This is a genomic window from Campylobacter sp. CFSAN093226, assembly GCF_012897595.1.
In the GTDB taxonomy this organism is placed as follows: domain Bacteria; phylum Campylobacterota; class Campylobacteria; order Campylobacterales; family Campylobacteraceae; genus Campylobacter_D; species Campylobacter_D jejuni.
Genome location: NZ_CP040608.1, coordinates 992391 through 1019033 on the forward strand (window position 1 = coordinate 992391; position 26643 = coordinate 1019033).

The following is a 26643-nucleotide window of genomic DNA, read 5'->3' on the forward strand; positions in this document are numbered from 1 at the left end:
AATCCTATTTTGAAATGCCTAAACGCTCGGCTAATTGATATAAATTTAACTCTCTATAAAATTTATCAAAGTCTTTAGTATAACCATCAAGGTTAAAAGCTTTATTCATATCTTTTAAAGTATCATTACTTTCAAAATAATACCCTTTACCGCCACTATAAATACCTTTTTTATCAATCCATACAGCATCGTTGATCCCAAATTCTAATTTCTCATCACTTGGTCTTGCTAACATATTTCTTCCGCCTACGCTTAAATACTTGACATTATTTAAACTTAAAGCATAAAGAGTTGGAAAAATATCTTTATGAGATCCTACACGATCTTTATCATAATAAATATTATCTTGCAAATCCTTAGGAATATAAAGATAAAAAGGTACACTATAAGCAAAAGCTTTTTGGGAATTTAAATCCATACTCATTTCGCGTACTCTATGATCTCCAGTTGCTGCTATAATAACACTATTCTTAAATGGACTTTGTTTTACTTTATCTAGAAATTTTCCAAATTCATTGTTTGCATAAGTATAAGCTTTGATAATGTTATCTTGTTTATCTTTTTCATAAGGAAGCATATTAAGCAAAGTTTGCGGAATGTTTTGTAATTTTGGCAAATCATTTTGTGGAATTTTATAAGGTGGATGATTAGAAATAGTAAGAGCAATTATAAGGGTGTTGTGTGGATTTTTTTGAAGTAAGTCATAAACTTTTTTATATAAAAACTCATCAGCTACCCCATAACCATTTTCGCTATCTTTTGCTCCATTATACTCTTTCATTAAAATATTTTCATCTATAATCTCATCTACCCCCAAAATACTGAGATAATTTTTAATATTTTGCCAAGATCCATTACCTGCACTTACAAAAATCACCTTATATCCTGCTTTCTTATAAATAGCAATAGGTGTTAAATCTAAATAAGTTTTCTGAAATTTACTTGTGGAAATATTAGAAAATGGACTTACAAAAAATAAGTTTGCAAAACTTGGTATAGTTCCATTACTAGAACTCAAAAAGCGTTTGAATAAAAAATCTTGCTTAAAATGTTTATCTAACGAACCCAAAAAATTATGTTCTGTATTTGTAAAATCAGCCAAATTAAGCCCAAAACTTTCCATTAAGTTAACAAATACACTAGGATGATTCTTTTCAGCTTTTAGATTTATAGGACTTTGATGCAAATAATCAAAAAGTTTTTCTTTAAGTTCTTGTGCTTTTAAAGGTGTGATAGCCTTCAAAGCTGCTTCTTCTTTATATTGTTTTAAAGCCCAAGAAAATGCCATAATTGGATTTAACATTGTATCATTTACAACACTATATTCGCTAAAAGAATAATTTTGCACATTTATAGCCACATGCTTAAATGGACCCCTTAAGGCTATAACATAAACAATAATTAATATTAAATTTAAAGCTATCAAGGGAAATAATCTTAAATTAACAGGTTTTAGCTTTAAATTTAATATTTTCAAATTTAAAAAAAATACAAAAACTCCAAAAATCAACATTAAAGCTAAAATTTTTAAAATTGGATAATCGTGATAAATAATACTTAAAATAGTTTTTGCGTTATCATCTTTTAGAGTAAACATAAAAATATCAAATTTAGTCTTGTAAATTTCGTAATAATAGTATTTTGCATAAGAAAATCCTATACAAAGACAAGAAATAACAATTATATAAATGCTTGAAAAAATGAAATAAAAATTTTTACTATATATTACTAACTTATTATTTATTTTTATATTAGAAAAAATTAAACTTAAAAAACCACAAAGCAAGAATGGTAAAAACGCTGCGCTTAAAAATCTTATATCATGAAAAACACCTAAAAGATACATTAAAAAGATTTCATTTTTATCACTAATTAAACCAGTAGGGATAAAAGAATTTTGCATTAAAATACGATTAATGGTAAAAGTTACTATAAATAATACACTAAAAATAAAAATTTGAAGTAAAATTTTTCTCATATTCACCTTCTTTAAAAATTCTTAAGAATTTTATCAAAACCCCAAAGTTTTCTTGCTTCATCACTTTTTTTAGGCTCTATAATAAGCATTTCTTCTTCAGAACCTAATTTACTTTCTATCTCACCAAAAGCATTAATAAACAAAGTATCGCCGTAAAAATTCCACTCATCTTTTGTTTTGCCTATGCGATTTACTCTTAAAATGCTTGTAGAATTTAAAAAAGCTCTTGTTTTTAAAAGTTCTTCCCATCTTTGTTTGCTTTCAAAGGTACAAGCACTAGGAACGATAACCAAATCAATTTTTTTCGCCATAATCTGTTGCCAAAAAATATCAAAATGTGTCTCAAAACCAAAAAGCAAAGCACATTTTAATTTTTCATAATTAAAAGTAAAAATTTTTAATTCTGATGGAGTTTTGTTGCTGAAAAATTTTTCTTCATTCCAATGTTCATAAGGCATTAAAATTTGCTGTTCATAACTTTTCACACCATTTGGAGTAACTTTTAAGCAAAGTTTTTTATAACTTTTAGCTTCAACGCTTACATAAGGAGCGATAATTTCTAATTCGTATTTTTTAGCAAGTTTAATCAAGCTTTCTTTTTTAGCTTCGCTTTGTTCTTTTATCATATTTTTTGGCATATGCAAAAGTTCTGTAAAAAAACTGTTGATCACATATTCTCCCAAAACTACTAAATTTACTCCATTGTCTTTTGAAGCTTTAAGATAATAATCAAGCCTTGATTCACTTAAAGCTAAAGTTGGAAACTGTAAAGCTGCTATTTTACTCATCGATTTGCTCCACTTCTAATTTTGCTTTTTCAAGCTCAAGTCTTGCTTTTTTGATACTCTCTAAACCTTCTTTATAAATTTTTACACTTTCATCTAAGGCAAGCTCTTGATTATTTAATTTTTCCAAAGATTCATTAGCGTGTTTTAAATTTTCTTCAAAACTCATTGATGATTAACCTTGTAGTTTGGTGCTTCATGAGTGATAGTAACATCATGCACGTGACTTTCTTTAAGCCCTGCAGTGGTAATTTCAACAAATTCGGCTCTTTTTTGAAAATCTTCTATATCTTTAGCCCCAACATAACCCATAGAAGAACGCAAACCTCCTAAAAGTTGATGCACCACGCTTCTTATACTTCCCACATAAGGAACACGCCCTTCTATACCTTCAGGAACGAGTTTATCTTGAGCAGTACCTTGCTGAAAATATCTATCCGAACTTCCCTTTTGCATAGCCCCAAGTGAGCCCATACCACGATAAGACTTATATTGTCTTCCTTGATAAGTAAAAAGCTCTCCTGGACTCTCATCTGTTCCAGCTAAAAGCGATCCTATCATAACAGAACTCGCACCTACAGCTAAAGCTTTTGCGATATCACCTGAATATTTAATCCCGCCATCAGCTATCACAGGAACGCCAAATTTATTTGCTTCTTCCACGCACTCATCAATGGCTGAAATTTGAGGCACGCCCACACCTGAAACAATACGTGTAGTACAAATACTTCCTGGCCCAATACCTACTTTAACCGCATCTACTCCTGCTTCACAAAGTGCTTTTGCTGCAGCTGCAGTGGCGATATTTCCTGCGATAAGATCTAAATTTGGATATTTAGCCTTAATTGCTTTTACTGTATCAATAATACCCTTAGAATGCCCATGCGCAGAATCAAGCACAACAACATCAACGCCTGCTTCAACTAAAGCATTCACACGATCCATTTGCCCTACTCCTATAGCCGCACCCACGCGTAATCTGCCAAAATTATCTTTATTGGCATCAGGATATTCTTTGCGTTTTTTAAGATCTTTTATAGTGATAAGTCCTTCCAAGCGTCCTTGTTCATCAACTATAGGAAGTTTTTCTACTTTGTTGGTGCTGAAAATTTTTTCCGCATCATCTAAAGTACAACCCTTTGGAGCAGTAATTAAAGGCATTTTAGTCATAACATTTTCAACCAAATTTGAAAAATCACTCTCAAATCTTAAATCACGATTGGTAAGTATGCCTATTAGTTTCTTATCTTCATCTACTACAGGAACACCTGAAATTCTATACTCTGCCATAATTTCTAAAGCTTCCGCAACACTTGCCTTAGGACTTACAAAAATAGGATCGATAATCACCCCGCTTTCGCTTTTTTTCACTCTTTTTACTTCTCTAACCTGTGAGGCTATATCCATGTTTTTATGAATCACTCCAAGCCCTCCAAGTCTTGCCATCATAATAGCAGCCCTGTGTTCAGTAACTGTATCCATAGCCGCAGAGATTAAAGGCATATTTAAAGTGATATTTTTTGTTAATTTAGTGTGAATTTTTACTTCCTTAGGTAAAACTTCAGAATACCCAGGACGCAATAATACATCTTCAAAAGTTAAAGCTCTTTTTACAATTTTCATCTTTCATCCTTAATGTTTAATCATTTGTTCTAAACTTAAAGCCCCATCTAATAAGGTTTGTTCATCATAAGCTTTGCAAATCAGTTGTGCTGATATATTAAGCCCTTCTTTATCTTTTGCAACAGGCACACTAATGCCTCCAAGTCCTGCTAAATTTACAGAGATAGTATAAACATCTTCTAAATAAGTTTGCATAGGGCTTTTTTGAGTATCAAATTTAAAAGCCGTTGTAGGCGTTACAGGCATAAAAATAAGATCACAATCTTGCAAAATTTCTTCATATTTTGCCTTAATAAAAGCTCTAGCTTTTTGTGCTTTAATATAATACGCATCATAATATCCACTGCTTAAAACAAAAGTTCCTAACAAAATTCTTCTTTTTACTTCTTCTCCAAAACCTTCGCTGCGTGTATTTACATACATTTCTTTTAAATTTTGGATATTTTCAGAACGCTTGCCATAACGCACCCCATCATAACGACTTAAATTTGCACTTGCTTCAGCTGTTGCGATGATATAATACGCTGCGATATCAAACTTAGAATCAAGCAAATTTTTATATACAATCTCATGTCCATTAGCTTTTAACATATCTATGGTTTTTAAAAGTGCGTTTTTTACTTCACTATCTGCATCATTGACATAATTTTCAATCACTGCAATTTTTAATTTTTTATTTGCATTTAAATTTGGAGCGGTTTTGATAAACTCGATATTTGCACTCGTGCTATCCATTTTATCATATCCTGCGATCGCATCATATAAAATTGCCGCATCTTCTACATTTTGCGTTAAAACCCCAATTTGATCCAAACTTGAAGAATAAGAAGCTAAGCCATAGCGACTCACTCTTCCATAACTCGGTTTAAATCCTACGCAACCACAAAAAGCTGCAGGCTGACGTACAGATCCTCCTGTATCAGAACCCAAACTTGCCAAAGCCAAGCCACCCGCTACCGCAGCAGCACTTCCACCACTTGAACCACCTGGCACACGCTCAAAATTTAAAGGATTTAAAGTTTTGCCATAATAAGAACTCGCTGTTGAACTTCCCATAGCAAATTCATCCATATTGCAACGCCCAAAAGGAGAAAAACCATTAGCTTTTAAATTAACAATCACACTTGCATCATAAGGAGCGATATAACCTTGTAAAATCTTACTCGCACTAGTAAGCTCCCAGCCCTTTACGCTGATATTATCTTTTATAGCTACAGGCACACCTTCACCTGAAACACTTAAGTCTTTATCTAAAAATTGTTCGATATAAGCACCTATTTTTTTTTCTTTTTTTGCTTTTTCATTGAGTTCTTTTTTTAAATTTTCAAGTTCTTCTTTGGAGTATTTTAAAGCTTCTTTTAAAGTTATCATTTATTTTCCTTTGTTTTTTTGATCAAAAATACCGCTAAAGCACTAAAAGCCAAAACCACCGCTATAGTTGTGATGATAATGCTATTTGGAATAGGATTTTCTAGCATTGAATCCCTTTTAAAACTTCTTCACATCTTAAACAAGGTGTTTCTTCATCTTTACTTTGAAGTTTCCAACATCTTGGGCATTTACAAAGTGAAGCTTTGGTGATTTTAAATTTCTCATTCTCTACTTCAAATTCAGCCAAAATTTCTTCATTTTCATTGCTGATTTGACTTACCATAAACCAATCGGCTAATTCCTCATTTGGGAATTTATTAAAACTGATGTTTAAATTTAATTCCAAAGTAGATTTAATGATTTTATCTTTTTTAAGTATATCAATCTGTTCAAAAAATTTCTCTCTAGCACTCATTAAAAATGTATCATCTATACCAAAATCATAATCAAAATCCTGAGTTAAACTTAGATCAAATACATCTTTTGCATCGCCTTTGATTAAAACATTAGCATGTTCTAAAGCCTCATCTACACTATAGCTTAAATTTGGAGCAAGTAAATTTAAAAGCTCTTTTGCTATCAAAGCCATAGCCACTTGAGCAGATTTTCTTCTTTGGGCATTTTCGCTATCACAATAAAGTCTATCTTTACTGATATCAAGATAAATCCCACTTAAATCCGCACTTAAGAAATTTAAAAGCAAACTAAAACCTTTAGCAAATTCATAAGCAAAAAATGCCTCTTTGCTTGCTTTAAAAACTTTAGTTGCACGGCTTAATATCCATTTATCAATAAAACTAAATTCTTTAACTTTTAAATCTTTTAAATCATTGGTATTGGCAAGTAAAAATCTTATAGTGTTTCTTATTTTGCGGTATTGTTCGCCTACTTGTTTTAAGATATTGTCTGAAATTTTTAAATCACTTGAATAATCACTTAAAAGTATCCAAAGTCTTAAAATTTCAACTCCATAGGTTTTTGCTACATATTCAGGAGCGATCACGTTGCCTTTAGATTTAGACATTTTTTGCCCTTTTTCATCGGTGGTAAAACCATGAGTTAAAATGCTTTCATAAGGTGCACTTTCATTGATCGCTGTACCTACAAGCAAAGAGCTTTGAAACCAACCCCGATGTTGATCGCTTCCTTCTAAATACATACTTGCTCTTTTTTCTCCTGCGTCATAAAGTCCGCTATTTAAAACCGCATTAAAAGTACTTCCACTATCAAACCAAACATCTAAAATATCATATACTTTTTCTAAATTTTCAGCGTTGTATTTTGAATTTGTAGGAATTAAATCTTTGATTTCAAACTCCCACCACGCATCAGCGCCGTGTTTTTCAAAAATAGCCGCTACAAAGTCAAAAAGCTCATCATCAAAAATGACTTCTTTAGTGTTTTTATCTCTAAAAAAGGCTATAGGCGTTCCCCAGTCCCTTTGTCTTGAAATACACCAATCTGGGCGATTTTCCACCATAGAACCTATTCTTTTTACCCCACTTTGCGGATAAAAAGTTGTTTTTAAAAGTTGTTCTTTTGCACACTCTCTTAAGGTTTTTCCTTGAAGTTTTGGCTCATCCATTAAAATAAACCATTGTTTAGTAGCTCTATAGATTACAGGTTTATGTGTTCTCCAGCAAAACGGATAAGAGTGTATAAATTTAGAAGAATGTAACAGTTTTGCGCCTAAAAGTTCTAAAATTTTTTCATTAGCCTTAAAAATATGAAGACCTATAAACTCTTCAAGCAAATGAGAAGGCAAAAGCTCTTTAGCTCTTAAAGTTTCATCATAACATCCACCATCATCAACAGGCATTAAAACTTCAATACCGTATTTCAAACAAGCATAGTAATCATCTTCGCCATGTCCTGGTGCAGTATGCACAAGTCCACTTCCACCATCCATCAATACATGCTCACCCATAATTAAAACAGATTTTCTTCCATTTAAAGGATTGATAGCTTCAAGTTTTTCAAATTCTTTTGCGTTTAATTCTTTTTGAATTTCTCCACTTGTAAGTCCTTTTTCTACCATACTTTTAAGTAAAGCACTTGCAAAAATCAAACCTTCTTTGGTGATCACATAATTTTCATTAGGATTTAAAGCTATAGCTTGATTAGCCACTAAAGTCCAAGGCGTAGTTGTCCATATCACTGCGCTTGCTTTTGAAACACCTAATTTTTCGCAAGCTTTTACATCCAAATCAAAAGCCACAAAGATAGAATAATCTTCTTTATCTTGATATTCTACCTCAGCTTCTGCTAAAGCTGACTTTGCCGCCCAACTCCAAAAAACAGGTTTAGAACGCTCACAAAGTAAGCCTTTCTTAGCAATCTCACATAAAGTTCTATAAATCGCTGCTTCAAACTCAAATTTCATAGTTAAATAAGGCTTATCCCAATCCGCAATAATGCCTAAATTTTTAAATTCTTCTCTTTGGATATCTACAAATTCACTCGCATGTTGTCTGCAAAACTCACGAATTTCTTTTTTACTTAAGCTTTTTTTCTTTTCTCCAAGCTTTACTTCTACTTGTTGTTCTATAGGCAAACCGTGACAATCCCACCCTGGAGTAAAACGCACACTCTCACCTTTAAAATAATGTGTTTTGATAATAGTTTCTTTTAAAATTTTATTTAAAGCATGTCCTATATGGATATGTCCGTTAGCATAAGGGGGGCCATCGTGTAAAGTAAAACTTTTTTTCGCATTTTTGCGATTTTCTTTCATTGTTTCATAAGCATAATTTTGCTCAAACCATTTTTTAAATCTTTGCGGTTCAAGTTCCGCTAAATTCGCCCGCATAGCAAAAGTAGTGCTGGGCAAAAGTAGAGTTTCTTTGTAGTCCATTTTTTCCACCTAATTTTTAATAATCTTAAATTCTACTCAAATTAGCTTTAATTTCTACTTTGTTTTTGGCTATAATTATAAGAAAAAAAGGAAAATTTATGAAACATTTGCTTTATCTTATAGGAGATGAGCTTACTATAAACGAAAAATTCAAAAATTATATTTATAGAACTTATGAAGAAAAATTTAAAGAAATCAACGAAATTCGCATACAAAGTAAAACCGATAAAGATTTACCCTTTTTGCTTGAAAACCTCTTAAATCAGTATGATTTTATCACTTTATTTACAAGCCCTTTGCATTATGCGACTGTTGCTAAAATTTTAGCAACTTTAAATGATGATAATCTTATCTTAAAAGATGATACCTTGGTTCCAGATAAAGCAGAATTTAGTAAAAATAGCTTTGTGTGTAATTTTTCAAATTCAAAAATCAATGTCGTTAAAATAAATCCAAGCGAAAAATTACCCAATCTTCTTGGGCATATAAAATTAAATTTTGCATATTTTTGCATTTTTGGCATGGATGATGAAAGCGCTATATTACTACTGCAAACCCTAACAAAATCTTATGAGATAAATATAAAATTAACCAAGCTTTTAGATAATCTTGTGCTTATTAAGGCCACTTGCGCTAATTTTGGAAAACTTGATGGTTTTTTAAATAGCGTAAAAAATCTTTTTGGACAAAAGGTGTTTTTAGGTAAAGATCCTATACATTTTATAAGCTCTAAACTTTTAGAAAAAAAATTAAAAATTTCTTTTGCTGAAAGTTGCACAGGCGGACTTTGTGCAAGCACCTTAACCAAAATTTCAGGTGTAAGTGAAATTTTTGAAGGATCTATTGTAAGTTATTCCAACCGCATCAAACACGAATGGCTTGGAATTAGCGAAAGCATCTTAGAAAATAATGGCGAATACAGTGAACGTTGTGTTTATTTTATGCTAAAAGGTATTTTTAAAACAGCTAATCCTGATTTTGCCTTAGCTATTAGCGGAGTAGTTGGCGAAAAAGATGAGGGAAAAATAAAATCAGGCACTATTTATATAGGTGCAATGTTTAGAGATGGAACTTTTATCCAAGAAACGCTTTATTTAGATGGAGATCGTGAATTTATGCAAGAACAAGCTGTTTTGGCAACTTTTTGCCTACTTTTAAAATTAAAACCTGAGATTTTTGAAATTTAAGGGATTTAAAAATGAAAGAAATTAAGCTAAAAGAAGACTTGGAAAAAATTTATCCCTTGATAAAACAATTAAGAAATAACCTATCTTTGAAAGATTTTTTAGACAAAATCCAACTTGCTACACAAACTCAACATTATAAACTTTTTGCCTATGAAAATGAGGGAAGCTACAAAGCAGCTTGTGGAGTCATGCCCTTTAATGTACTTTATCATAATCATTGTCTTTATATTTGTGATTTTGTCGTAGATGAAGCTTTAAGAGGAAAAGGTATAGGTCAAGCTTTTTTGAAAAAAATCCAAATTTGGGCAAAAGATCAAGGATATGAAGAATTAGAACTAAGTTCAAGTTTTTTTAGAACACAAGCTCATGAATTTTATATCCAAAAAATGGGTTTTGAAAAATCCGGTTTTGTTTTTAAGAAAAATATCAAACTATAATATTTTTTGATTAAGCTTTGCATTTTATAATTAATATTATTATTTTTGATTTTAAGGAATAAAATGAATTTTAAAGAACTAATTTCAAAACGCAGAGCTTGTAAACTTTTTAATGATAAAAAAATCAATGAAAAGGATTTGCATTTTATCTTAGAAAGTGGAGTCTTAGCCCCAAGCTCACATGGATTTGAGCCTTGGAAATTTGTAGTATTAGAACAAAAAGAACACAATCTTAAACTCTCAACCCTATGTTACAATCAACAAAATGTAGCAAGTGCGAGTCATAATATCATTTTTCTAGCAAGAAAAGATCTTCAAAGCAAAGATGAATTTGCACAAAAACAAGTGCGTCGTTTCTCAGGTTCTAGCGAAGAAAATTTTCAAAAAATTTTAGAAATTTACACCCATAAAACCAATGCAATGAATGATAATGAACTCTATCATTACGCACAACTTCAATGCTATCTTGCTATGATGCAAATGTCGCTAGCTGCAATGAGCTTAGGTATTGATTCTTGTATGATAGGTGGCTTTGAAAAAGCTAAAGTTGATAATTTTCTTAATTTAACTTATCCTTTTGAAACTGCTGTAATTTTATCCTTAGGATATAAAGCCCATGAACCAAAATATTCTACTCAACGCTTAAATTTTAATGAAGTCGTCGAATTTTACAAGGAAAAATAATGAAAAAAGAACTTGAAATTTTTAGCACAAGATATTCTTGTAGAAATTTTAAAAATGAAAAACTCAAAAAAGAGGATTTAAATTCTATTTTAGAAATAGCAAGATTAAGCCCAAGCTCCTTGGGACTGGAACCTTGGAAATTTATAGTAGTGCAAGATGAGAAAAGAAAAGAAGAACTTTCTAAAATTTGCAATCAACAAAAACATGTAAAAGATTGTGCTGCATTAATTATAATCATTTCAAGACTTGATTTTTTGGATTATTTTGAAGAAAAACTTAGAAAAAGAGATATGAGTGAAACAGAAATGCAAAAACGCTTAGATACTTATATGCCTTTTTTAAAATCTCTAAATCAAGAACAAAAAATATCTTATGCAAGAGAACAAGCTCATATAGCTCTAGCTAGCATACTTTACAGTGCTAATGCTTTAAATATAGCAAGCTGCACTATAGGTGGTTTTGATAAAGAAAAGCTTGATTCTTATTTATCACTTGATATTCAAAAAGAAAGATCAAGTTTGGTGGTGGCTTTAGGATATTGCAACGATAAAAAAAATCCTCAAAAAAATCGTTTTAGTTTTGATGAAGTTGTAAAATTTATTTAAATTTTGCTTTTAAGCAAAATTTAAATAAAAATAAACTGATTCTTTTTTGTATTTTTACTAAGTCTTTGCTTAAATTTTATACAATTTTGATTATAATTTTACATTTAATTTCACAAGGCTTGTTATGAATTTACCCAATATCTTGGCGATTTTTAGAATGGTTTTAGCGCCTTTGCTATTTTTTTTATTAATTCATCATTTTGAAAATATTCATCAAAGTTGGATTAACTATTTTGCTGCTTTAACTTTTTCATTAGCAGCTTTAAGTGATTTTTTTGATGGATACATCGCAAGAACTTGGAAACAAACTACAAAACTTGGTGGAATCTTAGATCCATTAGCCGATAAAATGCTTGTTTTAGCAGCTTTTTTAGGGCTTTTACTTACAGGAAAAGCTAATGAATGGGTAATTTATATTATATTAGTAAGGGAATTTTTTATCACAGGTTTTAGAGTTGTAATGATTAGCGAAAATTTAAATGTCAATGCTTCTTTTGCAGGCAAACTTAAAACCGCTTTTCAAATGACTGCGATAGGATTTTTAATCATGGAGTGGATAGGCGGTGAAATTCTACTTTACATAGCTTTGATTTTAACTCTTTATTCTGGATTTGAATACATCTATACTTATATAAAAGCTCAAAAAAAAGGAGAAAAATGAGATCTTTATTATTTTTAATTGTTATTTTGATTTTGGGAATTAAATTTTATTCTATTGAATTTTTAGCAACTGTTTTAGTCATCTCATTTTTAATTTTCTTTCACGAATTAGGACATTTTTTGGCTGCAAGATCTTTGGGTGTAAAAGTTGAAGTTTTTAGTATAGGATTTGGAAAAAGTCTTATAGAGCGTGAATTTAAAGGCACAAACTATCGCTTAAGCACTTTACCACTTGGAGGATATGTTAAACTTAAAGGACAAGATGATATGCGTCCTGGTTTTGAAAATCTAGACAAAGATAGCTATAGCATTTTAAGTCCTTTAAAAAAGATTTATATTCTTTTTGCTGGACCATTTTTTAATCTAATTTTAGCTTTTTTTCTTTATATTATCATAGGAAATTTAGGTCTAAACAAACTTGCTCCGCAAATAGGAAGCATAGCGCCAAACTCTGCTGCACAAGACATAGGACTTCAAAAAAATGATACTATCTTAGAAATTAACGGTATAAGAATTCAAAGCTTTGATGAAATTTCAAAGCATTTAAGTTTAGAGCCTTTGAAAATATTAATCGATAGAGAAGGAAAAAATTTAGAATTTATTTTAACTCCAAAAATAGGACAAGGATATAATGACTTTGGACAAATCGTTGAAAAACCTCAACTTGGAGTCAGTCCAAATGGGACAAGCACTCTTGTAAAACACCAAGGTTTAGAAAGTTTTAAATATGCCGCACAAGAAAGTTTTCAAGCTTCCACACTTATCATCAAGGGTATTGTAAAACTCATAAGTGGTGAAGTTGAAGCAAAAAATTTAGGCGGTATTATCACCATGACTGAAATTACCTCAAAGGCTGCACAAAATAGCTTTACTTTGCTTTTATTTATCACTGCTTTAATTTCTATAAATTTAGGTATTTTAAATCTTTTACCTATTCCTATGCTTGATGGAGGACATATACTTTTTAATCTTTATGAAATGATTTTTAGACGCAAGATTCCACAGCGTGCTTTTGAATACTTAAGTTACGCAGGCATGGCAATACTTTTAAGCTTAATGCTCTTTGCAACTTATAATGATATATCAAGGATTGCAGGTGAATAAAAAATTTTCCTACCCTATTCCAAATTTTACTGATAGAAGAAAAAGTATCATCTTTTGGCGCTATTTGCGTTTTCAAGCAAGAAAAATTCTATATTTTCCTCAAGTAAGGCTTCTAGAAAAAACGCTTAATGAAGAAAAAAATAAACATTTAAAAGACTTTTTCTCTCAAAGACCCTATGCTTGCTACAATGCTATAAGAAGATTTTGCGATAAAAGTTTTAAAGCAAATGAACGCGTTAAAACACTTATTTATGATGTTGATAAGGGACTTACTTGTTTTAAATTTCTTCCCGAAGAACAAATGATTTTTTCTTTTGATGAAGATTTTGAGCTTTTTTTAGGATATAACCATAATGTTTACGAAGAAGGTTTTTGGGCTTTTTCTTTAAAATTTAAAAAATACACTATTTCACAATGTAATTTTTGCTTTACTTTAGAAAATAATCTTCTACTTTCTTGCATACAAGGATATAAATACAAAGATTTTAATATTTTAGAAATTAATAAAATTTTAACTAAAAAATGTCATGGTTTGCGCCCTGTTGCTTTACTTATAGAATGCTCTAAGATGCTTTGTGAAATTTTAAAACTTCAAGCTACTTTAGGTGTACATGAAAAAAATCAAATCCGTTCTCAAAAAGGAAAAGAAAAAGGCTATTTTGTAGATTATCAAAAAATTTGGCTAGAAAATGGTGGAGAATTAATAAAAATCGATAAACACAAATACTACAAGCTCCACCACTCGCAAAAAAACCTAGAAGAAATCCCTTCGCAAAAACGCTCCATGTATAAAAAACGTTTCACTATGCTTGAAGGTATTAGGCAAAATCTAAAAAATTTATTTAGATATCAAATAAATCATTAAAAGACTCACTCATTGTTGGGTGAGTATAAATTTGATCTCTTAAAACTTGATATTTTAAATTAGTATCCATAGCAAGTTTAACAATATTAATCATCTCATGAGATTCTTCACAAAAAAGCATTGCTCCTAAAATTTCGTCATTTTCTTCATTTATGATTGCTTTTAGTAAACCATAAGTTTTTTTAAGAACTTGTGCCTTAGGGATTGCTACAACAGGCAATTTTACCACTTTAATTCTATAACCTGCATCAATTGATTCTTTTTCATTTAATCCAACTCTTGAAAAAGGAGGATCGATAAAGACACTATAAGGAATAACCTTTCTTTTAGATTTTGTATAATTTTGTTGCCTAAATGGAGCATAAGCTATTCTATAATCATCTAAAGAAACATAAGTAAATTGTAAACCTCCATTTACATCACCTAGAGCATAAATAGAATCTTTATTTGTTTTTAAAGTATCATCAACAATAATAAAACCTCTTTTATCGAGTTGAATGCCGGCTTTATCGCAACTTAATCCAAGAGTATTTGCCTTTCTTCCCGTTGCTAATAAGATCATATCACATTCAATTTCGAAATCTTGGTGATCTTGAGTAAAAAACACTATACTTTTTTGATCAAAATCTTTAATTTCTTTAAATTGAACTCCTAATCTAATATCAATCTGTTTATTTTCTAAATTTTGAAAAATTAAATCTGCGAAATCTTTATCTTCTTTACCTAAAAAAGTATCGTTCCTTTGCAATAAGGTTACCTTAGAACCAAAATTAGCATAAATACAAGCAAATTCTAAAGCAATATAACCTCCACCTATGATAACAAGATGCTTAGGTAAATTTTCTTGTGCCATTAATTCTTTGCTTGTTAATACATTTTTACTTTGATCTAGTCCTTTTATATCTGGTATAATAGGAATCGAGCCTGTATTAATATAAATTCTATCGGCACTAATTTGAACTTCTTTTTCGCCCTGTATTAACAAAGTTTTTTCATTAATAAAAGAAGCTTTTCCAAGATATAGAGTAATATTTTCTAAAGCATTTAACTTATCATAATTTTTTTGTCTTAACATTGCACTTAATTGTTTTTCTTCTAAAATAGCATTGTAATAAAAATTCTGTTTTATTTCCCAATTTGCATTTTTATCAGCACAAAGAGAGTTTTTTACCAAAGACTTAGAAGGAATACAACCAACATTAATGCAAGTCCCTCCGTACATATTTTCATCTTCTTCTATAAGAGCAACTTTTTTTCCTAGCATTGCAAGTTTTGCCGCTAAAGTTTTTCCACCCTTACCAAAGCCAATAATAATAACTTCATAATGCTTCATTTCTCTTCCTTAATTTATTTTTTGCTTATATTGATGATATCTTTCATTAAAGAATCTATTTTATCTACTAAAACAGTATTTTTAATATGATATTTTTGTATTTTTGATTTTAAACTGACATAACCTATAAAAGTTTCATTATTTTGATCTTGCCAGATTAAAATTTTTAAAGGTAATTCAATACCTATCATTGGATTTTCTTGCATCAAATAAGTTCCTACAATAGGATTACCAAACACTATAACTGTATTTGATTTTAAGGTCAAATTAACATCTAATGCATTTTGATAGTGATTAAATTTTGCAAAAATCGTTAAATTTCTATCTTTAAGCTCTTGCTCAACTCTTTTTATCAGCTCATTAAAATTATATTTACTTTTTTCATAAATAAAATCATCATTTGCAAATAAACTGCTAAAACACATAAACAACAAAACCAATATTTTTTTCAATTTTAATCCTTGCTCAATTAAGGTCGTATTTTAAAAAACATTGCATTATAACAGTCGAAAGTAAATCAAAACAAATCCATTGCTTATTAATTGTTTGATAATGGCAATGATAATTTACATATTAACTTCATTGAAGTATAAATTAAGTATATTATAGTATAATTTGCTCTTGCTTTAATGCAAAATCCTTGCTCATAAAAATGGGCTTTATATCCATAAGGAGAAAAGATGAAACATTATGAGGTTTTATTTATCTTAAAACCAACGCTTACCGAAGAGGAAGTGAATGCAAAGTTGGAATTCGTTAAAGAAGTCCTAATCAAAAATGGTGCAGAAATTGAAACTGTTGTTCCAATGGGCACTAGAAAATTAGCGTATAAAATCAAAAAATATGAAAGAGGAACTTATTTTGTGATTTATTTCAAAGCTCCTACAAACTTGATCGCTGAGCTTGAAAGGGTGTTAAGAATCACTGAAGAAGTAATAAGATTTTTAATCGTAAAATATGAAAACAAAAAAGAAATTGCAGCTTGGGAAAAACTAAGCCACGGGATTAAGCAATCTAAAAAAGAAATCAAACCTTTAGATGCTCCTGAAATTCAATAAGGAAAAAGATGTTTAACAAAGTTGTTTTGGTTGGAAATCTTACACGCGATATAGAAATGCGTTATGCACAAAGCGGTAGTGCTATTGGAGCTTCTGCTATCGCAGTAACAAGAAGATTTACCACAAATGGAGAAAAAAGAGAGGAAACTTGCTTTATTGATATAAGTTTTTATGGTCGCACCGCAGAAGTTGCAAACCAATACCTTACAAAAGGTTCAAAAGTACTCATAGAAGGACGTTTGAGATTTGAACAATGGAGTGATCAAAATGGACAAAATCGCTCTAAACATAGCATTCAAGTTGAAAATATGGAAATGCTTGGCAATTCCAATGCTCCACAACAAGGCGGAAATTTTGGCAATAATAGCTTTTCAAACAACAATTATAGTGGAAACTATGAAAATCAAAGCTATGATCCTTATATGAGTGAAAATCAAAATTTTAATAAAGCAAAAACAAACCCTACTCCACAAAGAAACCAAAACCCACAACACGAAGAAAAATTAAAAGAAATTGATATCGATGCTTATGATAGCGATGATACTAATTTACCATTTTAAAGGATAAACTATGGCAGAAAAAAGAAAATACTCTCGCAAATATTGCAAATACACTGAAGCAAAAGTTGAATTTATTGATTATAAAGATACAGCAATGTTAAAACATGCTTTATCTGAAAGATTTAAAATCATGCCACGCCGTTTAACAGGTACAAGCAAAAAATACCAAGAAATGGTAGAAGTTGCAATCAAACGTGCAAGACATGTAGCTCTTATCCCTTATATAGTGGATAGAAAAGAAGTAATCAATAATCCTTTTGAAGGACTATAATCTTTTAAAAGCAAACTTGTAAAAAGTTTGCTTTCTTATACATTTATTCTCAAAATAAAATTAAATCAAAGTATATTCTAAGACATCACTAAAAGTATCAACAGCAATGATTTCCATATTGTCTCTAACCTCACTAGGAATATCTTTTAAGTCCCTTTCGTAATTTTTTCTTGGGATTAAAGCTGTTTTTATATCTGCTTTATAAGCTGCAATTAATTTTTCTTTTAATCCGCCTATTGGTAAAACTTTTCCTTTTAAATCTATTTCACCTGTCATTGCAACATCTGCTTTAACCTTTTTATCACTAAAAATAGAAGCAATAGCTGTGCTTATCGTAATGCCCGCACTTGGACCATCTTTTGGAGTAGCTCCATCTGGCACATGGATATGAATATTATAACTATCATAAACATTAACTTTAGGATCGATAATTATTTTTTTAGGTATTTTTATTTTTCCTTCATCGATTAAAACTTTTATCATGCTAAAAGCAATTCTAGCTGATTCTTTCATTACATCACCCAAACTTCCCGTGAGCGTTAATTCTCCTTTACCTTTAATTTTTACAGCCTCTACTTTTAAAACATCTCCACCTACACTTGTCCAAGCCAAACCATTAACCTGACCTACTTGATTTTCTCCATTATTTTTTTCTATTTCAAAAACTTTTTTATCTAAAAATTCATTCAAATTTTTTGTATTAATAATGACTTTTTTAATATTTTCTAAAAGTAGTTTTTTAGCACTCTTACGACACAACTCTGCCACTTTGCGACGCAAATTTCTAACTCCTGATTCACGAGTATAATCACTAATGATTAACTCTATAGTTTCATCATCAATAGATAATTCATTGGATTTTAAGCCATGTTTTTTAAGCTCATCTGGAACTAAATATTTTTTCATTATATGAAATTTTTCACTTGGAGTATAAGAGCTAAGTTCTATAAATTCCATTCTATCTCTTAAAGGTGCAGGAATATTGCTAATATCATTTGCTGTTGCTATAAAAATGACTTTACTTAAATCAATATTAAAATTTAAATAATAATCCCTAAATTTAGAATTTTGCTCTGGATCTAAAATTTCTAAAAGCACCGCACTTGGATCGCCTCTAAAACTGCGATTTAATTTATCAATTTCATCCAATACAATTACAGGATTAATTTGTTTTGCCTCTATGAGTCCTTGGGTAATACGTCCAGGCATAGCGCCTATATAAGTTCTACGATGACCACGTAGCTCATTAACATCTTCAAGTCCGCCTAAGGCTATGCGAATAAGCTCTCTTTTTAAAGCTTTTGAAACAGAATTTGCCAGTGAAGTTTTACCCACGCCAGGAGGTCCATAAAGACAAAGTATAACTTTAGCACCATCTTTTTCTGCTATTTTTCTTTTTTCTAAAAGTTCCCTAACTGCAAAATATTCTTCTATGCGTTCTTTTGGTTTATTTAATGCATAATGATCATGGTTGAGCTGTTTTGAAACTTCTTTAATATCAAGTTTTTTCTTAGAAATTTTTTCAAAAGGAATATCTAATGCTGTTTCTATGTAAGTTTGAATCATCGATGCTTCGGAATTATCTTGATGAATGCGTTCGAATTTTTCAATTTGTTTTTTGATTTCTTTATAAGCGTCTTCGTGCATAAATTTCTTCTTTAACTCCAGACGCTTTTGATACTCTCTAACCTCATCTTCTTTTTGTGTATCAGAACCAAGCTCTTTTTGAATTTGTCTTAATTGTTCTTTTAAAAAATATTCTTTATTTACCTTATCAATACGAGAATGTACTTTATTTTTAATTTCTTTTTGAATTTTATTGGCTTCTATTTCTTGGGCAATTAAATCTATTAATTTTACTAATTTTTGCTCAAGATCTGTTAAAACAAAAAACTCATAAGCAACTTGTTTTTTAATACGCACAGTATTTAAAATCAAATCACAAATCCTAGACGCATCAAAACCTTCTTCAATTGTTCTTAAAAGATCCGGAGAAAAATAATGACTAATATTTGCCAAATTTTTTACCTTCTCTTTTAAAACTTCAAGAAGCGCTTCTTTTTTAGTTCCTTCTAAAAAGTCTTCTTTTATAAGTTCTATCTTGGCTTCTAAAGGTTTATTAGAAATTTGCTCTATAATTTTACCCTTAGCATATCCTTGAAAAAGTATTTTCACCCTTCCATCAGGTAAAGGAACTTTTCGCATGATAGTCCCAATCACTCCGCAATTATAAATTTCATCAAAATTTCTTCCATTTTCCAACTTTGAAGGTGCAACAAAAAGCATGCTATCATTTTTAATCGCAAGATCTAAAGCTTTCATATTGGATGAATCGTTAATAAAAATAGGAGTTATCATAAAAGGATATAAAAATAATTCATCTTCAACCAATACTGGTAAATTTGCTGGATAATTTTGTATCTCTTCAATCTGCATTTATTTTCCTTGTTTATTAAAATCTTTCAAATATACTTCTATACCAAGGAAGCTCAGGTTTGATAATACTTTGCTGATAAAATTCACTTTCTTGAAGTCTTTGTTTATAAATTTGTGCACTTTCATCATGCCCTATGCGCTGGTATAGATTTTCTATAGTACTATTAAGATAAAAAACCGCTAAATTAAATTTTGTAAGCATTGTTTGAACCAAAGGTTCATATTCTGTATAAGGATAATCTTTCAAAAAAGTATCTATTTCTTTTTGGCTTTCAAGCATTAAAGCCTGATTACGATTTGGCACTGCAAATGCATCAAATTTTGCCTTAATTTTAAGATAACGAATATAATCAGCATTGCGTGAATTTCCAAATTTTTTATTATATTCATCTAAATAAAATTCAGCTAACTTATATTCCTCTTCATCCATATGAGCTTGTGCTAAAATAATTAAAGTAGTTTCCAATAAAGGATCGGCAACATGCTCACTTGCCATACCATTATAATGATCATCAGCTTTTTCCAAATCCTTGTCCTGCAAATCTTTAATAATTTGCTTATACCACTCACTAGCACTAAGATTGTATAAACCTTCATCATTTTTCGTACTACACGCACTAAAAAAAACACTTAAAAAAACCAATAAAAAAATACCTTTTTTCATACTTCACCTTGATTTATATTCTCAAAAATATATATTTTAACGATTTTATAATTATGTTCTTCTAAAATTATAATAAAATTAATTAAATAATTTAAAATTTTGGAATGATTATTGCTTATTTTATGTTAAAATATTAAACATTATAACTTGAGGAGAAAACATGACCCTAGCTGTTAAATGCCCTATCTTAGGTTTTGAAGAAACCAAAAATATGGAATTTTCAACTATCGATGAAGTATTTGTAAGACTTAAAAGTCTTGATGGTAAAGACTTTTCTTTTGTTTTAATTAATCCTTATTTGATTAGACCTGATTATGAATTTGATATACCAACTTATTATCAAGAGCTTCTTTCTTTAACACCTGAATCTAATATGAAAATTTTTAATATAGTAGCCATAGCAAAAAGCATTGAAGAATCGACAGTGAATTTTCTAGCTCCAGTAGTCATTAATCTTGATAATAATACTATGGTACAAGTGATACTAGATACAGTTAATTATCCCGACTTTTTTCAAGCTGATCAAATTGCTAATTATATTAAAAAATAATGCTCTATATACTTGCAAATGGATCTATGGCAACAGCCTTAGCCTATGGGTTAAAAGATGATTATGAAATTTGTATAGTAGGAAGAAGTATAGAAAAACTTCAAGCCCTCGCCAAAGAAGGCTTTAAAACCTTACTTTACAAAGATTTTAACATAGAAGGTAAAGATGTTATTTTAGCATTTAAACCTTATGCTTTAGAAAATATTGCTCAAATGCTAAAAGGACAAGCACGTATCTTAATCTCTGTTTTAGCCAATGTTGATTTTGAAAAACTACAAACCATCAAAGCTCAAAATTATGTTAGAATAATACCCAATACAGCAGCTAAATACAAGGCTTCAACCACACCATATATACTTAAAAACTCTCATTTTGAAAATGAAATTTTAGACATTTTAAAAACTTTTGGCTCGGCTTATAAATTAGATAATGAAATACAAATGAATGCAGCTATGGCGATTAGCGGCTGCGCTCCTGCTTTTTTAGCACTTATAGCAGAAAGCATTGCTAATGCTGGAGTTTATGAAGGTTTGTCAAAAGAACTTAGTCTCAATCTTACGCGCTCTTTATTTAAAAGCTCTAATGCTTTACTAGAACATGAACATCCAGCTATTATCAAAGAAAATATTTGCTCCCCTGGCGGAGTTACAATAAAAGGCATAAAAATACTCGAACAAAAAGGAATTCGCGGAAGTTTTTTTGAAGCCATAAATGCTAGCAGCGCTAAATGAAAAAGGCTTTCATACTTATAGAAAGCATTAGTGCTATAACGATCATATCTTTAATTTTCATTGGCATTTTTTATTACTATATTCAACTTTACAAAAACTATGAAAATTTAAATATTTTTGAAAGACTCTATAAACTTCAAGAAGAATTATATGAAAAGCCTATTTTTAAAACCATCATACTTCAAACTTCAGCCTTAAAACCTATAGTTTTACAAGAACAGTTTGTTAATGACGGTATATTTCAATTTCAAAAATTATACTTTCAAGATCAAAATTATAGCGTTTATTTTAAAGAATGAGCAAAGCTTTTACACTTTTTGAACTTATAATATCACTAATACTTTTTACTTTTATAACTAGCTTACTTTCAAAACCTTTAATGGATTTTTATCATTTAAATTTTACTGCTTTACATACAAACAATCTTATCACTCAAGCACATTTAAACTTGCTTAAAATAGAAAAATTAATACAAAATTGTATTAATATTACATTTTCACAGAATACATTAAAATGTCTTTTAAAAGATGAGTTAATTAGCCTAAAAGATAATAAACTTTATCTTATTAATTCTGCTCTTATTTTAGAAAATAATCATACACTTTATTCACCTCATTCTGATTTTAAAACACAACTCCAAAATAGAAAAGATTTATATAACGACAATGAACATATTAGCTATGCTTATAAAATTAATAAGATTGAAAAAATATCTATCTTGGAAAATGGTATATCTGCAAATTTTACAGGTAGTTTTATTCCTTTGCAAGCTCAATTAGTTATCAAATTGCAAAATGAAGAACTTATATATGAAATAAAGCCAAAATTTAATGAACAATTAAACCAACAAGGATTAATTTCTAAAAACATAAGCTCATTTAACCTGCAAAACAATAAATTAAAAATTTGCCTAAAAAGACAAACAAAACATTGCCTTGAAAAAAGAATTTTACTGTGAAAAAAGCTTATGTTTTAATTTGGACAATTTTTTTAATACTGCTAATAAGTCTATGGATGAGCTTGACCTTAAACATATCCAGCTATACTCCAAAAATAATCCAAGATAGTTATTACTACCTTCAAGCTCAAATTTTAAGTCACAATGCAACACAATTTTCTAAATATTTTTTATATCAAGCAAAGCAAGAAAATAAAGAATGTTTAGATAATATATATTTTAATTACACAAAAGCTTTGATTAAAATAAAATATTTTTATCCTATTGCACAATGTGTTAATTTTAAATTTTCCAACTTCAATCCCGATGCAAATTTAAGCAAAGATGGTGTTATTATAGCCCACATTAGTATTGCTTTAAATCGTGATAAAAACGTCAATGATGAAATTTTACTCACAAAAAGCATTATTATTTATCCCAAAGAAAATTTTTGGAATTTAAAAAATTAAACCAAAGTCTTAGCGAGCTTAACACAGTTTAAAAGACTTTGATTTTCGCATATATAAAGATTTTTAAAATTTAAAAGCTTCTTTGCTGTGCTTTGCCCTATAACTACAACCTTATCTTCTTCTTTTAAGCTGTAAAATTTTAAAAAATTTTCTACACTTAAAGGAGAGGTGAATATAAAAATAGCAGGATGGATAAGCTTTTTGTCGCCTTTTTTAAAAACATTTTCATAAACAATCATTTCATCTAAATCCACACCTACATTTTTAAGATCCAAATTTAAAGTTGAAACAATATTTTTAGCCCTTAGATACAAACATTTTTGCATTTTTAACTCCTCTTTAAATTCAAGAAAAAGATCTTTTCCATAAGCCTTTGATGGAATTTTAATCTTTTTAAAACCTAAATTTTTAGCGTATTGAGCTGTACTTTGTCCCACAGCGTATAAATTGAGTTTGAAATTTAAAGTGATTTTTGCATGTTGTAAAGCTTTTAAAGCATTTTTTGAAGTGCAGATTAAAGCATCATACAAACTCAAATCCACACTAAAATCATAAAAAACAATCTCATTTAAAATAAGATTTTCCACCCCTTCAAAAGGAGTTTCATTTAAGAGATAAATTTTCATAGATTTTACGCTTTAGCTCTTTAGCTGCCAAAAAAGCATCTTTAGCATCCATGATCGCCCTAACCACAGCCACACCGCTTAAATTTATACCCTTTAACTCAACAAGTGCTTCTTTGTCAATCCCACCTATGGCTACAACCCCTATAGGGCTTTTATCACAAATTTGACTTAAAAGCTCAAGGCTTAAAAGCGAACTTTCTTTAGTAGGCGTTGCCTTAATAGCTCCACAACCTAGATAATTTACTCCTTGTATAAACTCAAGTTGTTCTAACTTTTTAAGACTTAAGCCTATGATTTTTTCATCTCCTAAAAGCTTTCTAGCTAATTTTGCTTCTAAATCTTCCTGTCCTAAATGCACCCCATCAGCATCTAAGGCTAAAGCTATATCCACCCTATCGTTAATCAAAAAAGGTATTTTATAAGACTTGCAAAGTTTTTGCACCTTTAAGCCTAGTTTATAAAATTCTCTTGCATTAAGCTCTTTTTCACGAAGTTGTATGATACTTACTCCGCCTTTTATAGCATTTTCTAAAGTATTTAAAAAACACTCCTCGCTTTTACTTCCCTTAGTAGCAACCAAATAAAGGCTAAGATCTAATTTATTTTTCATCTAGAAACTTGAAAAAATGATTTGTAGGACCACAACCTTTTCCAAGATTAAGTGAATAATAAATCGCATTTCTTACATACTCTTTAGCTTCACTAACAGCGTGAAATAAATCCTTGCCCTTAGCTAAATTACTAGCAATAGCCGAAGAAAGCGTACAACCTGTACCGTGAGTATTTTTAGTTTCTATGCGTTCGCCTTTTAAAATATAAATTTCTTTTCCATCATAAAACACATCATTGGCATTTATTTCACTATGTCCGCCTTTAAGTAAAACCGCCTTAGCCCCCAAGCTGCATAAATGCTTAGCTGCTTTTATCATCTGCTCTTCATTAGCGATCTTAAAACCGCATAAAAACTCTGCTTCAGGAATATTAGGCGTAAGAATGTCTGCAAATTTTACTATGGTTTGCTTGAAAAAATCACAATTTTCTTGCGGCATTAAAGCATAGCCATTTTTAGCAAACATTACAGGATCGATCACTATGTTTTGAGGTTTAAACTCGCTTAAATTTTTAGCTACACAGCTCATTAATTCACAAGAACCTATCATTCCGATTTTAGTTGCCTTTGGCACTATATCTTCAAATACGGCAAGCATTTGTTCATCTACGCTTTGAGTAGGTATATCGTGTACAGAAATCACCCTTGCGGTATTTTCAGCTACTACACTTAAAACCACACTCATACCAAAAAGATTGTGCGCACTAAAGGTTTTAAGATCGGCTTGTATCCCCGCTCCACCACTACAATCGCTTCCTGCTATAGTTAAAACAGGTATAAGTTCGCTTCCTTTTGCTTTCATAAATCTTCCTTTAAAATTTTAATCCATTCTTCACCCTTAGGGCTTAATTTTTGTCCTTTAAAACTCTGTTTTGCAAAAGCTACAATCAAAGCATGAAAAATTTGATAAAGTTCGTAAAGTTCGCATTTTCTCCCTAAAATTTTACACAAATTTTCTTGCTCACTCTCTATACCACTTTGAAAAAATTCTCTTAATTCTTCATAATTTTCAAACTCATAACCTAAGTGAAAAGCCAAACGCAAGCTATAACTATCTACAACCAAAATCTCTCTTTTGCAAAGATAGTTTAATATCCCATCAACACTTTCAAAACCCAAACCTTTGATATTTAAAAGCCATTTTCTGCTTACATTTGTTTTAAAATTTTCTAAATTTTCATAAGTGTTTATGATACTTTCTACTAAGCCTTTTAAACGCTTGGCTTTGGTATTATAAAACCCGCTAGGCTTGATTAAAGTTGCAAGTTCTAAATTGGATAAAGTATTGATTTGTTCTAAGCTTGCAATATTTTCTTTTTTTAAATTTTCTAAAGCTTTTAAGACATTTTTCCAATTTGTATTTTGAGTTAAAACGACAGAAATTAAAAGCTCAAATTCACTCAATCCTTGATTTTCAAGCCAATCAAAATCATGATAATTTAAATCCAAATTTAAAAGCTTGGTAAAAATTTGTGCTCCAGTCATTTAAAATTCTCCTTAAAAGCTAAATAAAATTGCTTTGCGGTACGACCACTTCTACTTGCTCTTAGAGTAGCAAATTCTTTAGCTTTAGCGTGCAAAAGCTCTTTATCACAAGAATAATCTTTAAAATAAAAATCTATCATCTTTAAATACTCTTCTAAATTTCCCTGATAAAAACTTAACCACAAACCAAATCTATCACTCAAGCTTAATCTTTCTTCAGCAGCATCGCTTAAATGAAGTTCTGTATGTGTGATTTGCGTATCAAGATTATCAGTAATGCTTTCACTTAATAAATGCCTACGATTTGAACTCGCATAAATAATTACATTATTTGGGGCTTTTTCTATGCTTCCCTCAAGTAAAGGTTTTAAAAATTTATAACTATCATCTCCCTTTTCAAAAGAAAAATCATCACAAAAAAGTATGAATTTAAAATTTTCTAATCTGATTTCATCGATGATATCTGCTAAGGCAAATAAATCTTCTTTATTTAATTCGACAAGTCTTAAGCCCTGTTCTTTAAATTCATTAAATATAGCTTTAATTAAACTTGATTTTCCAGTGCCCTTAGATCCCCATAAAAGTGCGTGATTTGCTCCCTTATCTTGAATGAAATTTAAAGTATTTTCATAAAGTGCTTTTTTTTGACTTTCCATACCTACTAAATCTTTTAAAGCAATAGGATCGATTTCAAAAATAGGCTTTAAATAATCTTTTCTTGCTCTATAAATTGCTGCATAAGTTTTATTCCAATCCATT

Annotated in this window: 31 protein-coding genes; 15 read left to right on the plus strand and 16 right to left on the minus strand. The window is 30.0% G+C overall.

Annotated elements, in window-relative coordinates; all coding sequences use genetic code 11:
• Positions 1-4: 4 nt before the first annotated feature.
• The 7 genes from FBF02_RS05155 to ileS are packed head-to-tail and all read right to left on the minus strand — an operon-like array spanning position 5 to position 8611.
• Positions 5-1978 carry an LTA synthase family protein gene (locus FBF02_RS05155; RefSeq protein ID WP_002858226.1) on the minus strand — a complete coding sequence of 658 codons (1974 nt, stop codon included), beginning with the start codon at positions 1976-1978 and terminating at the stop codon, positions 5-7.
• 11 nt (positions 1979-1989) lie between these two features.
• The gene (locus FBF02_RS05160) at positions 1990-2766 is read right to left on the minus strand and encodes a carbon-nitrogen hydrolase family protein (protein ID WP_002852935.1); all 777 of its coding nucleotides are present in this window, start codon (positions 2764-2766) and stop codon (positions 1990-1992) included.
• Positions 2759-2932: an exodeoxyribonuclease VII small subunit gene (xseB, locus tag FBF02_RS05165; RefSeq protein WP_002853034.1), complete on the minus strand. Its 174-nt coding sequence runs from the start codon at positions 2930-2932 to the stop codon at positions 2759-2761. The genes FBF02_RS05160 and xseB overlap by 8 nt, the downstream gene beginning before the upstream one ends.
• The gene (gene guaB / locus FBF02_RS05170) at positions 2929-4386 is read right to left on the minus strand and encodes an IMP dehydrogenase (RefSeq protein ID WP_002856408.1); all 1458 of its coding nucleotides are present in this window, start codon (positions 4384-4386) and stop codon (positions 2929-2931) included. Before guaB ends, xseB begins: the two co-directional genes overlap by 4 nt.
• Positions 4387-4395: 9 nt before the next feature.
• Entirely contained in the window at positions 4396-5757 is a 1362-nt protein-coding gene (gene gatA, locus FBF02_RS05175; protein WP_002855710.1) for an Asp-tRNA(Asn)/Glu-tRNA(Gln) amidotransferase subunit GatA, read from the minus strand.
• Entirely contained in the window at positions 5754-5864 is a 111-nt protein-coding gene (locus FBF02_RS05180; protein WP_002869114.1) for a membrane protein, read from the minus strand. Before FBF02_RS05180 ends, gatA begins: the two co-directional genes overlap by 4 nt.
• Positions 5858-8611, minus strand: a complete 2754-nt coding sequence (gene ileS / locus FBF02_RS05185) for an isoleucine--tRNA ligase (protein WP_002858461.1) — start codon at positions 8609-8611, stop codon at positions 5858-5860. The genes FBF02_RS05180 and ileS overlap by 7 nt, the downstream gene beginning before the upstream one ends.
• A 98-nt stretch (positions 8612-8709) precedes the next feature.
• Here ileS and FBF02_RS05190 point away from each other — a divergent pair, with 98 nt between their 5' ends.
• The 7 genes from FBF02_RS05190 to FBF02_RS05220 all read left to right on the plus strand — a co-directional run bounded on the left by FBF02_RS05190 (position 8710) and on the right by FBF02_RS05220 (position 14153).
• The gene (locus FBF02_RS05190) at positions 8710-9798 is read left to right on the plus strand and encodes a CinA family protein (protein ID WP_002858323.1); all 1089 of its coding nucleotides are present in this window, start codon (positions 8710-8712) and stop codon (positions 9796-9798) included.
• Between the two features lie 11 nt (positions 9799-9809).
• Positions 9810-10235, plus strand: a complete 426-nt coding sequence (locus FBF02_RS05195) for a GNAT family N-acetyltransferase (protein WP_002777060.1) — start codon at positions 9810-9812, stop codon at positions 10233-10235.
• Between the two features lie 63 nt (positions 10236-10298).
• The gene (locus FBF02_RS05200) at positions 10299-10919 is read left to right on the plus strand and encodes an NAD(P)H-dependent oxidoreductase (RefSeq protein ID WP_002858394.1); all 621 of its coding nucleotides are present in this window, start codon (positions 10299-10301) and stop codon (positions 10917-10919) included.
• Complete coding sequence (locus tag FBF02_RS05205) at positions 10919-11524, plus strand: NAD(P)H-dependent oxidoreductase (RefSeq protein ID WP_002853752.1); 606 nt, start codon at positions 10919-10921, stop codon at positions 11522-11524. The genes FBF02_RS05200 and FBF02_RS05205 overlap by 1 nt, the downstream gene beginning before the upstream one ends.
• Positions 11525-11648: 124 nt before the next feature.
• A complete protein-coding gene (pgsA, locus tag FBF02_RS05210; RefSeq protein WP_002853053.1) occupies positions 11649-12185 on the plus strand; it encodes a CDP-diacylglycerol--glycerol-3-phosphate 3-phosphatidyltransferase in 537 nt (178 codons plus the stop codon).
• A complete protein-coding gene (gene rseP / locus FBF02_RS05215) occupies positions 12182-13288 on the plus strand; it encodes an RIP metalloprotease RseP (RefSeq protein WP_002858350.1) in 1107 nt (368 codons plus the stop codon). Before pgsA ends, rseP begins: the two co-directional genes overlap by 4 nt.
• Positions 13281-14153, plus strand: a complete 873-nt coding sequence (locus FBF02_RS05220) for a VirK family antimicrobial peptide resistance protein (RefSeq protein WP_002858448.1) — start codon at positions 13281-13283, stop codon at positions 14151-14153. Before rseP ends, FBF02_RS05220 begins: the two co-directional genes overlap by 8 nt.
• Here the strand turns inward: FBF02_RS05220 and FBF02_RS05225 are convergent.
• Complete coding sequence (locus FBF02_RS05225) at positions 14131-15486, minus strand: FAD-dependent oxidoreductase (RefSeq protein ID WP_002863358.1); 1356 nt, start codon at positions 15484-15486, stop codon at positions 14131-14133. The two genes, FBF02_RS05220 and FBF02_RS05225, sit on opposite strands and share 23 nt — an antisense overlap.
• 14 nt (positions 15487-15500) lie before the next feature.
• Positions 15501-15938: a DUF302 domain-containing protein gene (locus FBF02_RS05230; protein WP_002857985.1), complete on the minus strand. Its 438-nt coding sequence runs from the start codon at positions 15936-15938 to the stop codon at positions 15501-15503.
• A gap of 228 nt (positions 15939-16166) precedes the next feature.
• Between FBF02_RS05230 and rpsF the strand changes: the two genes are divergently transcribed.
• The 3 genes from rpsF to rpsR are packed head-to-tail and all read left to right on the plus strand — an operon-like array spanning position 16167 to position 17375.
• A complete protein-coding gene (gene rpsF / locus FBF02_RS05235) occupies positions 16167-16544 on the plus strand; it encodes a 30S ribosomal protein S6 (RefSeq protein ID WP_002858097.1) in 378 nt (125 codons plus the stop codon).
• Between the two features lie 8 nt (positions 16545-16552).
• Positions 16553-17104 (plus strand): single-stranded DNA-binding protein, encoded by a 552-nt coding sequence (locus tag FBF02_RS05240; RefSeq protein ID WP_002856575.1) that lies wholly within the window; start codon positions 16553-16555, stop codon positions 17102-17104.
• Positions 17105-17114: 10 nt separating this feature from the next.
• Positions 17115-17375, plus strand: coding sequence for a 30S ribosomal protein S18 (rpsR, locus tag FBF02_RS05245; protein ID WP_002853032.1), 261 nt, complete (start codon positions 17115-17117; stop codon positions 17373-17375).
• A gap of 60 nt (positions 17376-17435) precedes the next feature.
• Here rpsR and lon read toward each other — a convergent pair whose 3' ends face one another.
• Positions 17436-19811: an endopeptidase La gene (lon, locus tag FBF02_RS05250; RefSeq protein ID WP_002858084.1), complete on the minus strand. Its 2376-nt coding sequence runs from the start codon at positions 19809-19811 to the stop codon at positions 17436-17438.
• Between the two features lie 16 nt (positions 19812-19827).
• A complete protein-coding gene (locus tag FBF02_RS05255) occupies positions 19828-20475 on the minus strand; it encodes an outer membrane protein assembly factor BamD (RefSeq protein ID WP_002852961.1) in 648 nt (215 codons plus the stop codon).
• A 160-nt stretch (positions 20476-20635) separates the two neighbouring features.
• Here FBF02_RS05255 and fliW point away from each other — a divergent pair, with 160 nt between their 5' ends.
• Genes fliW through FBF02_RS05280 form a run of 5 tightly spaced genes read left to right on the plus strand, consistent with a single transcriptional unit; the run spans position 20636 to position 23163 of the window.
• Positions 20636-21025 carry a flagellar assembly protein FliW gene (gene fliW / locus FBF02_RS05260; RefSeq protein WP_002852982.1) on the plus strand — a complete coding sequence of 130 codons (390 nt, stop codon included), beginning with the start codon at positions 20636-20638 and terminating at the stop codon, positions 21023-21025.
• On the plus strand, positions 21025-21756 hold the full coding sequence (locus FBF02_RS05265) for a pyrroline-5-carboxylate reductase (protein WP_002858388.1): 732 nt from the start codon (positions 21025-21027) through the stop codon (positions 21754-21756). The genes fliW and FBF02_RS05265 overlap by 1 nt, the downstream gene beginning before the upstream one ends.
• Positions 21753-22055: a type II secretion system protein gene (locus FBF02_RS05270; protein ID WP_002853046.1), complete on the plus strand. Its 303-nt coding sequence runs from the start codon at positions 21753-21755 to the stop codon at positions 22053-22055. Before FBF02_RS05265 ends, FBF02_RS05270 begins: the two co-directional genes overlap by 4 nt.
• Positions 22052-22714 (plus strand): hypothetical protein, encoded by a 663-nt coding sequence (locus FBF02_RS05275; protein WP_002858296.1) that lies wholly within the window; start codon positions 22052-22054, stop codon positions 22712-22714. The genes FBF02_RS05270 and FBF02_RS05275 overlap by 4 nt, the downstream gene beginning before the upstream one ends.
• Positions 22711-23163: a hypothetical protein gene (locus FBF02_RS05280; RefSeq protein ID WP_002859148.1), complete on the plus strand. Its 453-nt coding sequence runs from the start codon at positions 22711-22713 to the stop codon at positions 23161-23163. The genes FBF02_RS05275 and FBF02_RS05280 overlap by 4 nt, the downstream gene beginning before the upstream one ends.
• Here FBF02_RS05280 and FBF02_RS05285 read toward each other — a convergent pair.
• Genes FBF02_RS05285 through FBF02_RS05305 form a run of 5 tightly spaced genes read right to left on the minus strand, consistent with a single transcriptional unit; the run spans position 23160 to position 26642 of the window.
• Positions 23160-23789 (minus strand): uroporphyrinogen-III synthase, encoded by a 630-nt coding sequence (locus FBF02_RS05285; protein WP_002858312.1) that lies wholly within the window; start codon positions 23787-23789, stop codon positions 23160-23162. The two genes, FBF02_RS05280 and FBF02_RS05285, sit on opposite strands and share 4 nt — an antisense overlap.
• The gene (gene thiE / locus FBF02_RS05290) at positions 23767-24399 is read right to left on the minus strand and encodes a thiamine phosphate synthase (RefSeq protein ID WP_002858441.1); all 633 of its coding nucleotides are present in this window, start codon (positions 24397-24399) and stop codon (positions 23767-23769) included. Before thiE ends, FBF02_RS05285 begins: the two co-directional genes overlap by 23 nt.
• Complete coding sequence (gene thiD, locus FBF02_RS05295) at positions 24389-25201, minus strand: bifunctional hydroxymethylpyrimidine kinase/phosphomethylpyrimidine kinase (RefSeq protein WP_002858043.1); 813 nt, start codon at positions 25199-25201, stop codon at positions 24389-24391. The genes thiE and thiD overlap by 11 nt, the downstream gene beginning before the upstream one ends.
• Complete coding sequence (locus FBF02_RS05300) at positions 25198-25884, minus strand: endonuclease III domain-containing protein (RefSeq protein WP_002858132.1); 687 nt, start codon at positions 25882-25884, stop codon at positions 25198-25200. The genes thiD and FBF02_RS05300 overlap by 4 nt, the downstream gene beginning before the upstream one ends.
• Positions 25881-26642, minus strand: a complete 762-nt coding sequence (locus FBF02_RS05305; protein ID WP_002852748.1) for an ATP-binding protein — start codon at positions 26640-26642, stop codon at positions 25881-25883. The genes FBF02_RS05300 and FBF02_RS05305 overlap by 4 nt, the downstream gene beginning before the upstream one ends.
• Position 26643 lies beyond the last annotated feature (1 nt).

What these genes read in the sequence shown, in the direction of transcription:
- FBF02_RS05300 (WP_002858132.1), bottom strand. Translation starts at nt 25,884, where the DNA reads ATGACTGGAGCACAAATTTTTACCAAGCTTTTAAATTTGGATTTAAAT.
- FBF02_RS05155 (WP_002858226.1), bottom strand. Translation starts at nt 1,978, where the DNA reads ATGAGAAAAATTTTACTTCAAATTTTTATTTTTAGTGTATTATTTATA.
- FBF02_RS05200 (WP_002858394.1), top strand. Translation starts at nt 10,299, where the DNA reads ATGAATTTTAAAGAACTAATTTCAAAACGCAGAGCTTGTAAACTTTTT.
- thiE (WP_002858441.1), bottom strand. Translation starts at nt 24,399, where the DNA reads ATGAAAAATAAATTAGATCTTAGCCTTTATTTGGTTGCTACTAAGGGA.
- rpsR (WP_002853032.1), top strand. Translation starts at nt 17,115, where the DNA reads ATGGCAGAAAAAAGAAAATACTCTCGCAAATATTGCAAATACACTGAA.
- FBF02_RS05285 (WP_002858312.1), bottom strand. Translation starts at nt 23,789, where the DNA reads ATGAAAATTTATCTCTTAAATGAAACTCCTTTTGAAGGGGTGGAAAAT.
- ileS (WP_002858461.1), bottom strand. Translation starts at nt 8,611, where the DNA reads ATGGACTACAAAGAAACTCTACTTTTGCCCAGCACTACTTTTGCTATG.
- gatA (WP_002855710.1), bottom strand. Translation starts at nt 5,757, where the DNA reads ATGATAACTTTAAAAGAAGCTTTAAAATACTCCAAAGAAGAACTTGAA.
- FBF02_RS05270 (WP_002853046.1), top strand. Translation starts at nt 21,753, where the DNA reads ATGAAAAAGGCTTTCATACTTATAGAAAGCATTAGTGCTATAACGATC.
- FBF02_RS05190 (WP_002858323.1), top strand. Translation starts at nt 8,710, where the DNA reads ATGAAACATTTGCTTTATCTTATAGGAGATGAGCTTACTATAAACGAA.
- FBF02_RS05255 (WP_002852961.1), bottom strand. Translation starts at nt 20,475, where the DNA reads ATGAAAAAAGGTATTTTTTTATTGGTTTTTTTAAGTGTTTTTTTTAGT.
- thiD (WP_002858043.1), bottom strand. Translation starts at nt 25,201, where the DNA reads ATGAAAGCAAAAGGAAGCGAACTTATACCTGTTTTAACTATAGCAGGA.
- FBF02_RS05180 (WP_002869114.1), bottom strand. Translation starts at nt 5,864, where the DNA reads ATGCTAGAAAATCCTATTCCAAATAGCATTATCATCACAACTATAGCG.
- xseB (WP_002853034.1), bottom strand. Translation starts at nt 2,932, where the DNA reads ATGAGTTTTGAAGAAAATTTAAAACACGCTAATGAATCTTTGGAAAAA.
- FBF02_RS05265 (WP_002858388.1), top strand. Translation starts at nt 21,025, where the DNA reads ATGCTCTATATACTTGCAAATGGATCTATGGCAACAGCCTTAGCCTAT.
- rpsF (WP_002858097.1), top strand. Translation starts at nt 16,167, where the DNA reads ATGAAACATTATGAGGTTTTATTTATCTTAAAACCAACGCTTACCGAA.
- lon (WP_002858084.1), bottom strand. Translation starts at nt 19,811, where the DNA reads ATGCAGATTGAAGAGATACAAAATTATCCAGCAAATTTACCAGTATTG.
- rseP (WP_002858350.1), top strand. Translation starts at nt 12,182, where the DNA reads ATGAGATCTTTATTATTTTTAATTGTTATTTTGATTTTGGGAATTAAA.
- FBF02_RS05160 (WP_002852935.1), bottom strand. Translation starts at nt 2,766, where the DNA reads ATGAGTAAAATAGCAGCTTTACAGTTTCCAACTTTAGCTTTAAGTGAA.
- guaB (WP_002856408.1), bottom strand. Translation starts at nt 4,386, where the DNA reads ATGAAAATTGTAAAAAGAGCTTTAACTTTTGAAGATGTATTATTGCGT.
- FBF02_RS05275 (WP_002858296.1), top strand. Translation starts at nt 22,052, where the DNA reads ATGAGCAAAGCTTTTACACTTTTTGAACTTATAATATCACTAATACTT.
- FBF02_RS05240 (WP_002856575.1), top strand. Translation starts at nt 16,553, where the DNA reads ATGTTTAACAAAGTTGTTTTGGTTGGAAATCTTACACGCGATATAGAA.
- pgsA (WP_002853053.1), top strand. Translation starts at nt 11,649, where the DNA reads ATGAATTTACCCAATATCTTGGCGATTTTTAGAATGGTTTTAGCGCCT.
- FBF02_RS05205 (WP_002853752.1), top strand. Translation starts at nt 10,919, where the DNA reads ATGAAAAAAGAACTTGAAATTTTTAGCACAAGATATTCTTGTAGAAAT.
- FBF02_RS05305 (WP_002852748.1), bottom strand. Translation starts at nt 26,642, where the DNA reads ATGGATTGGAATAAAACTTATGCAGCAATTTATAGAGCAAGAAAAGAT.
- fliW (WP_002852982.1), top strand. Translation starts at nt 20,636, where the DNA reads ATGACCCTAGCTGTTAAATGCCCTATCTTAGGTTTTGAAGAAACCAAA.
- FBF02_RS05225 (WP_002863358.1), bottom strand. Translation starts at nt 15,486, where the DNA reads ATGAAGCATTATGAAGTTATTATTATTGGCTTTGGTAAGGGTGGAAAA.
- FBF02_RS05195 (WP_002777060.1), top strand. Translation starts at nt 9,810, where the DNA reads ATGAAAGAAATTAAGCTAAAAGAAGACTTGGAAAAAATTTATCCCTTG.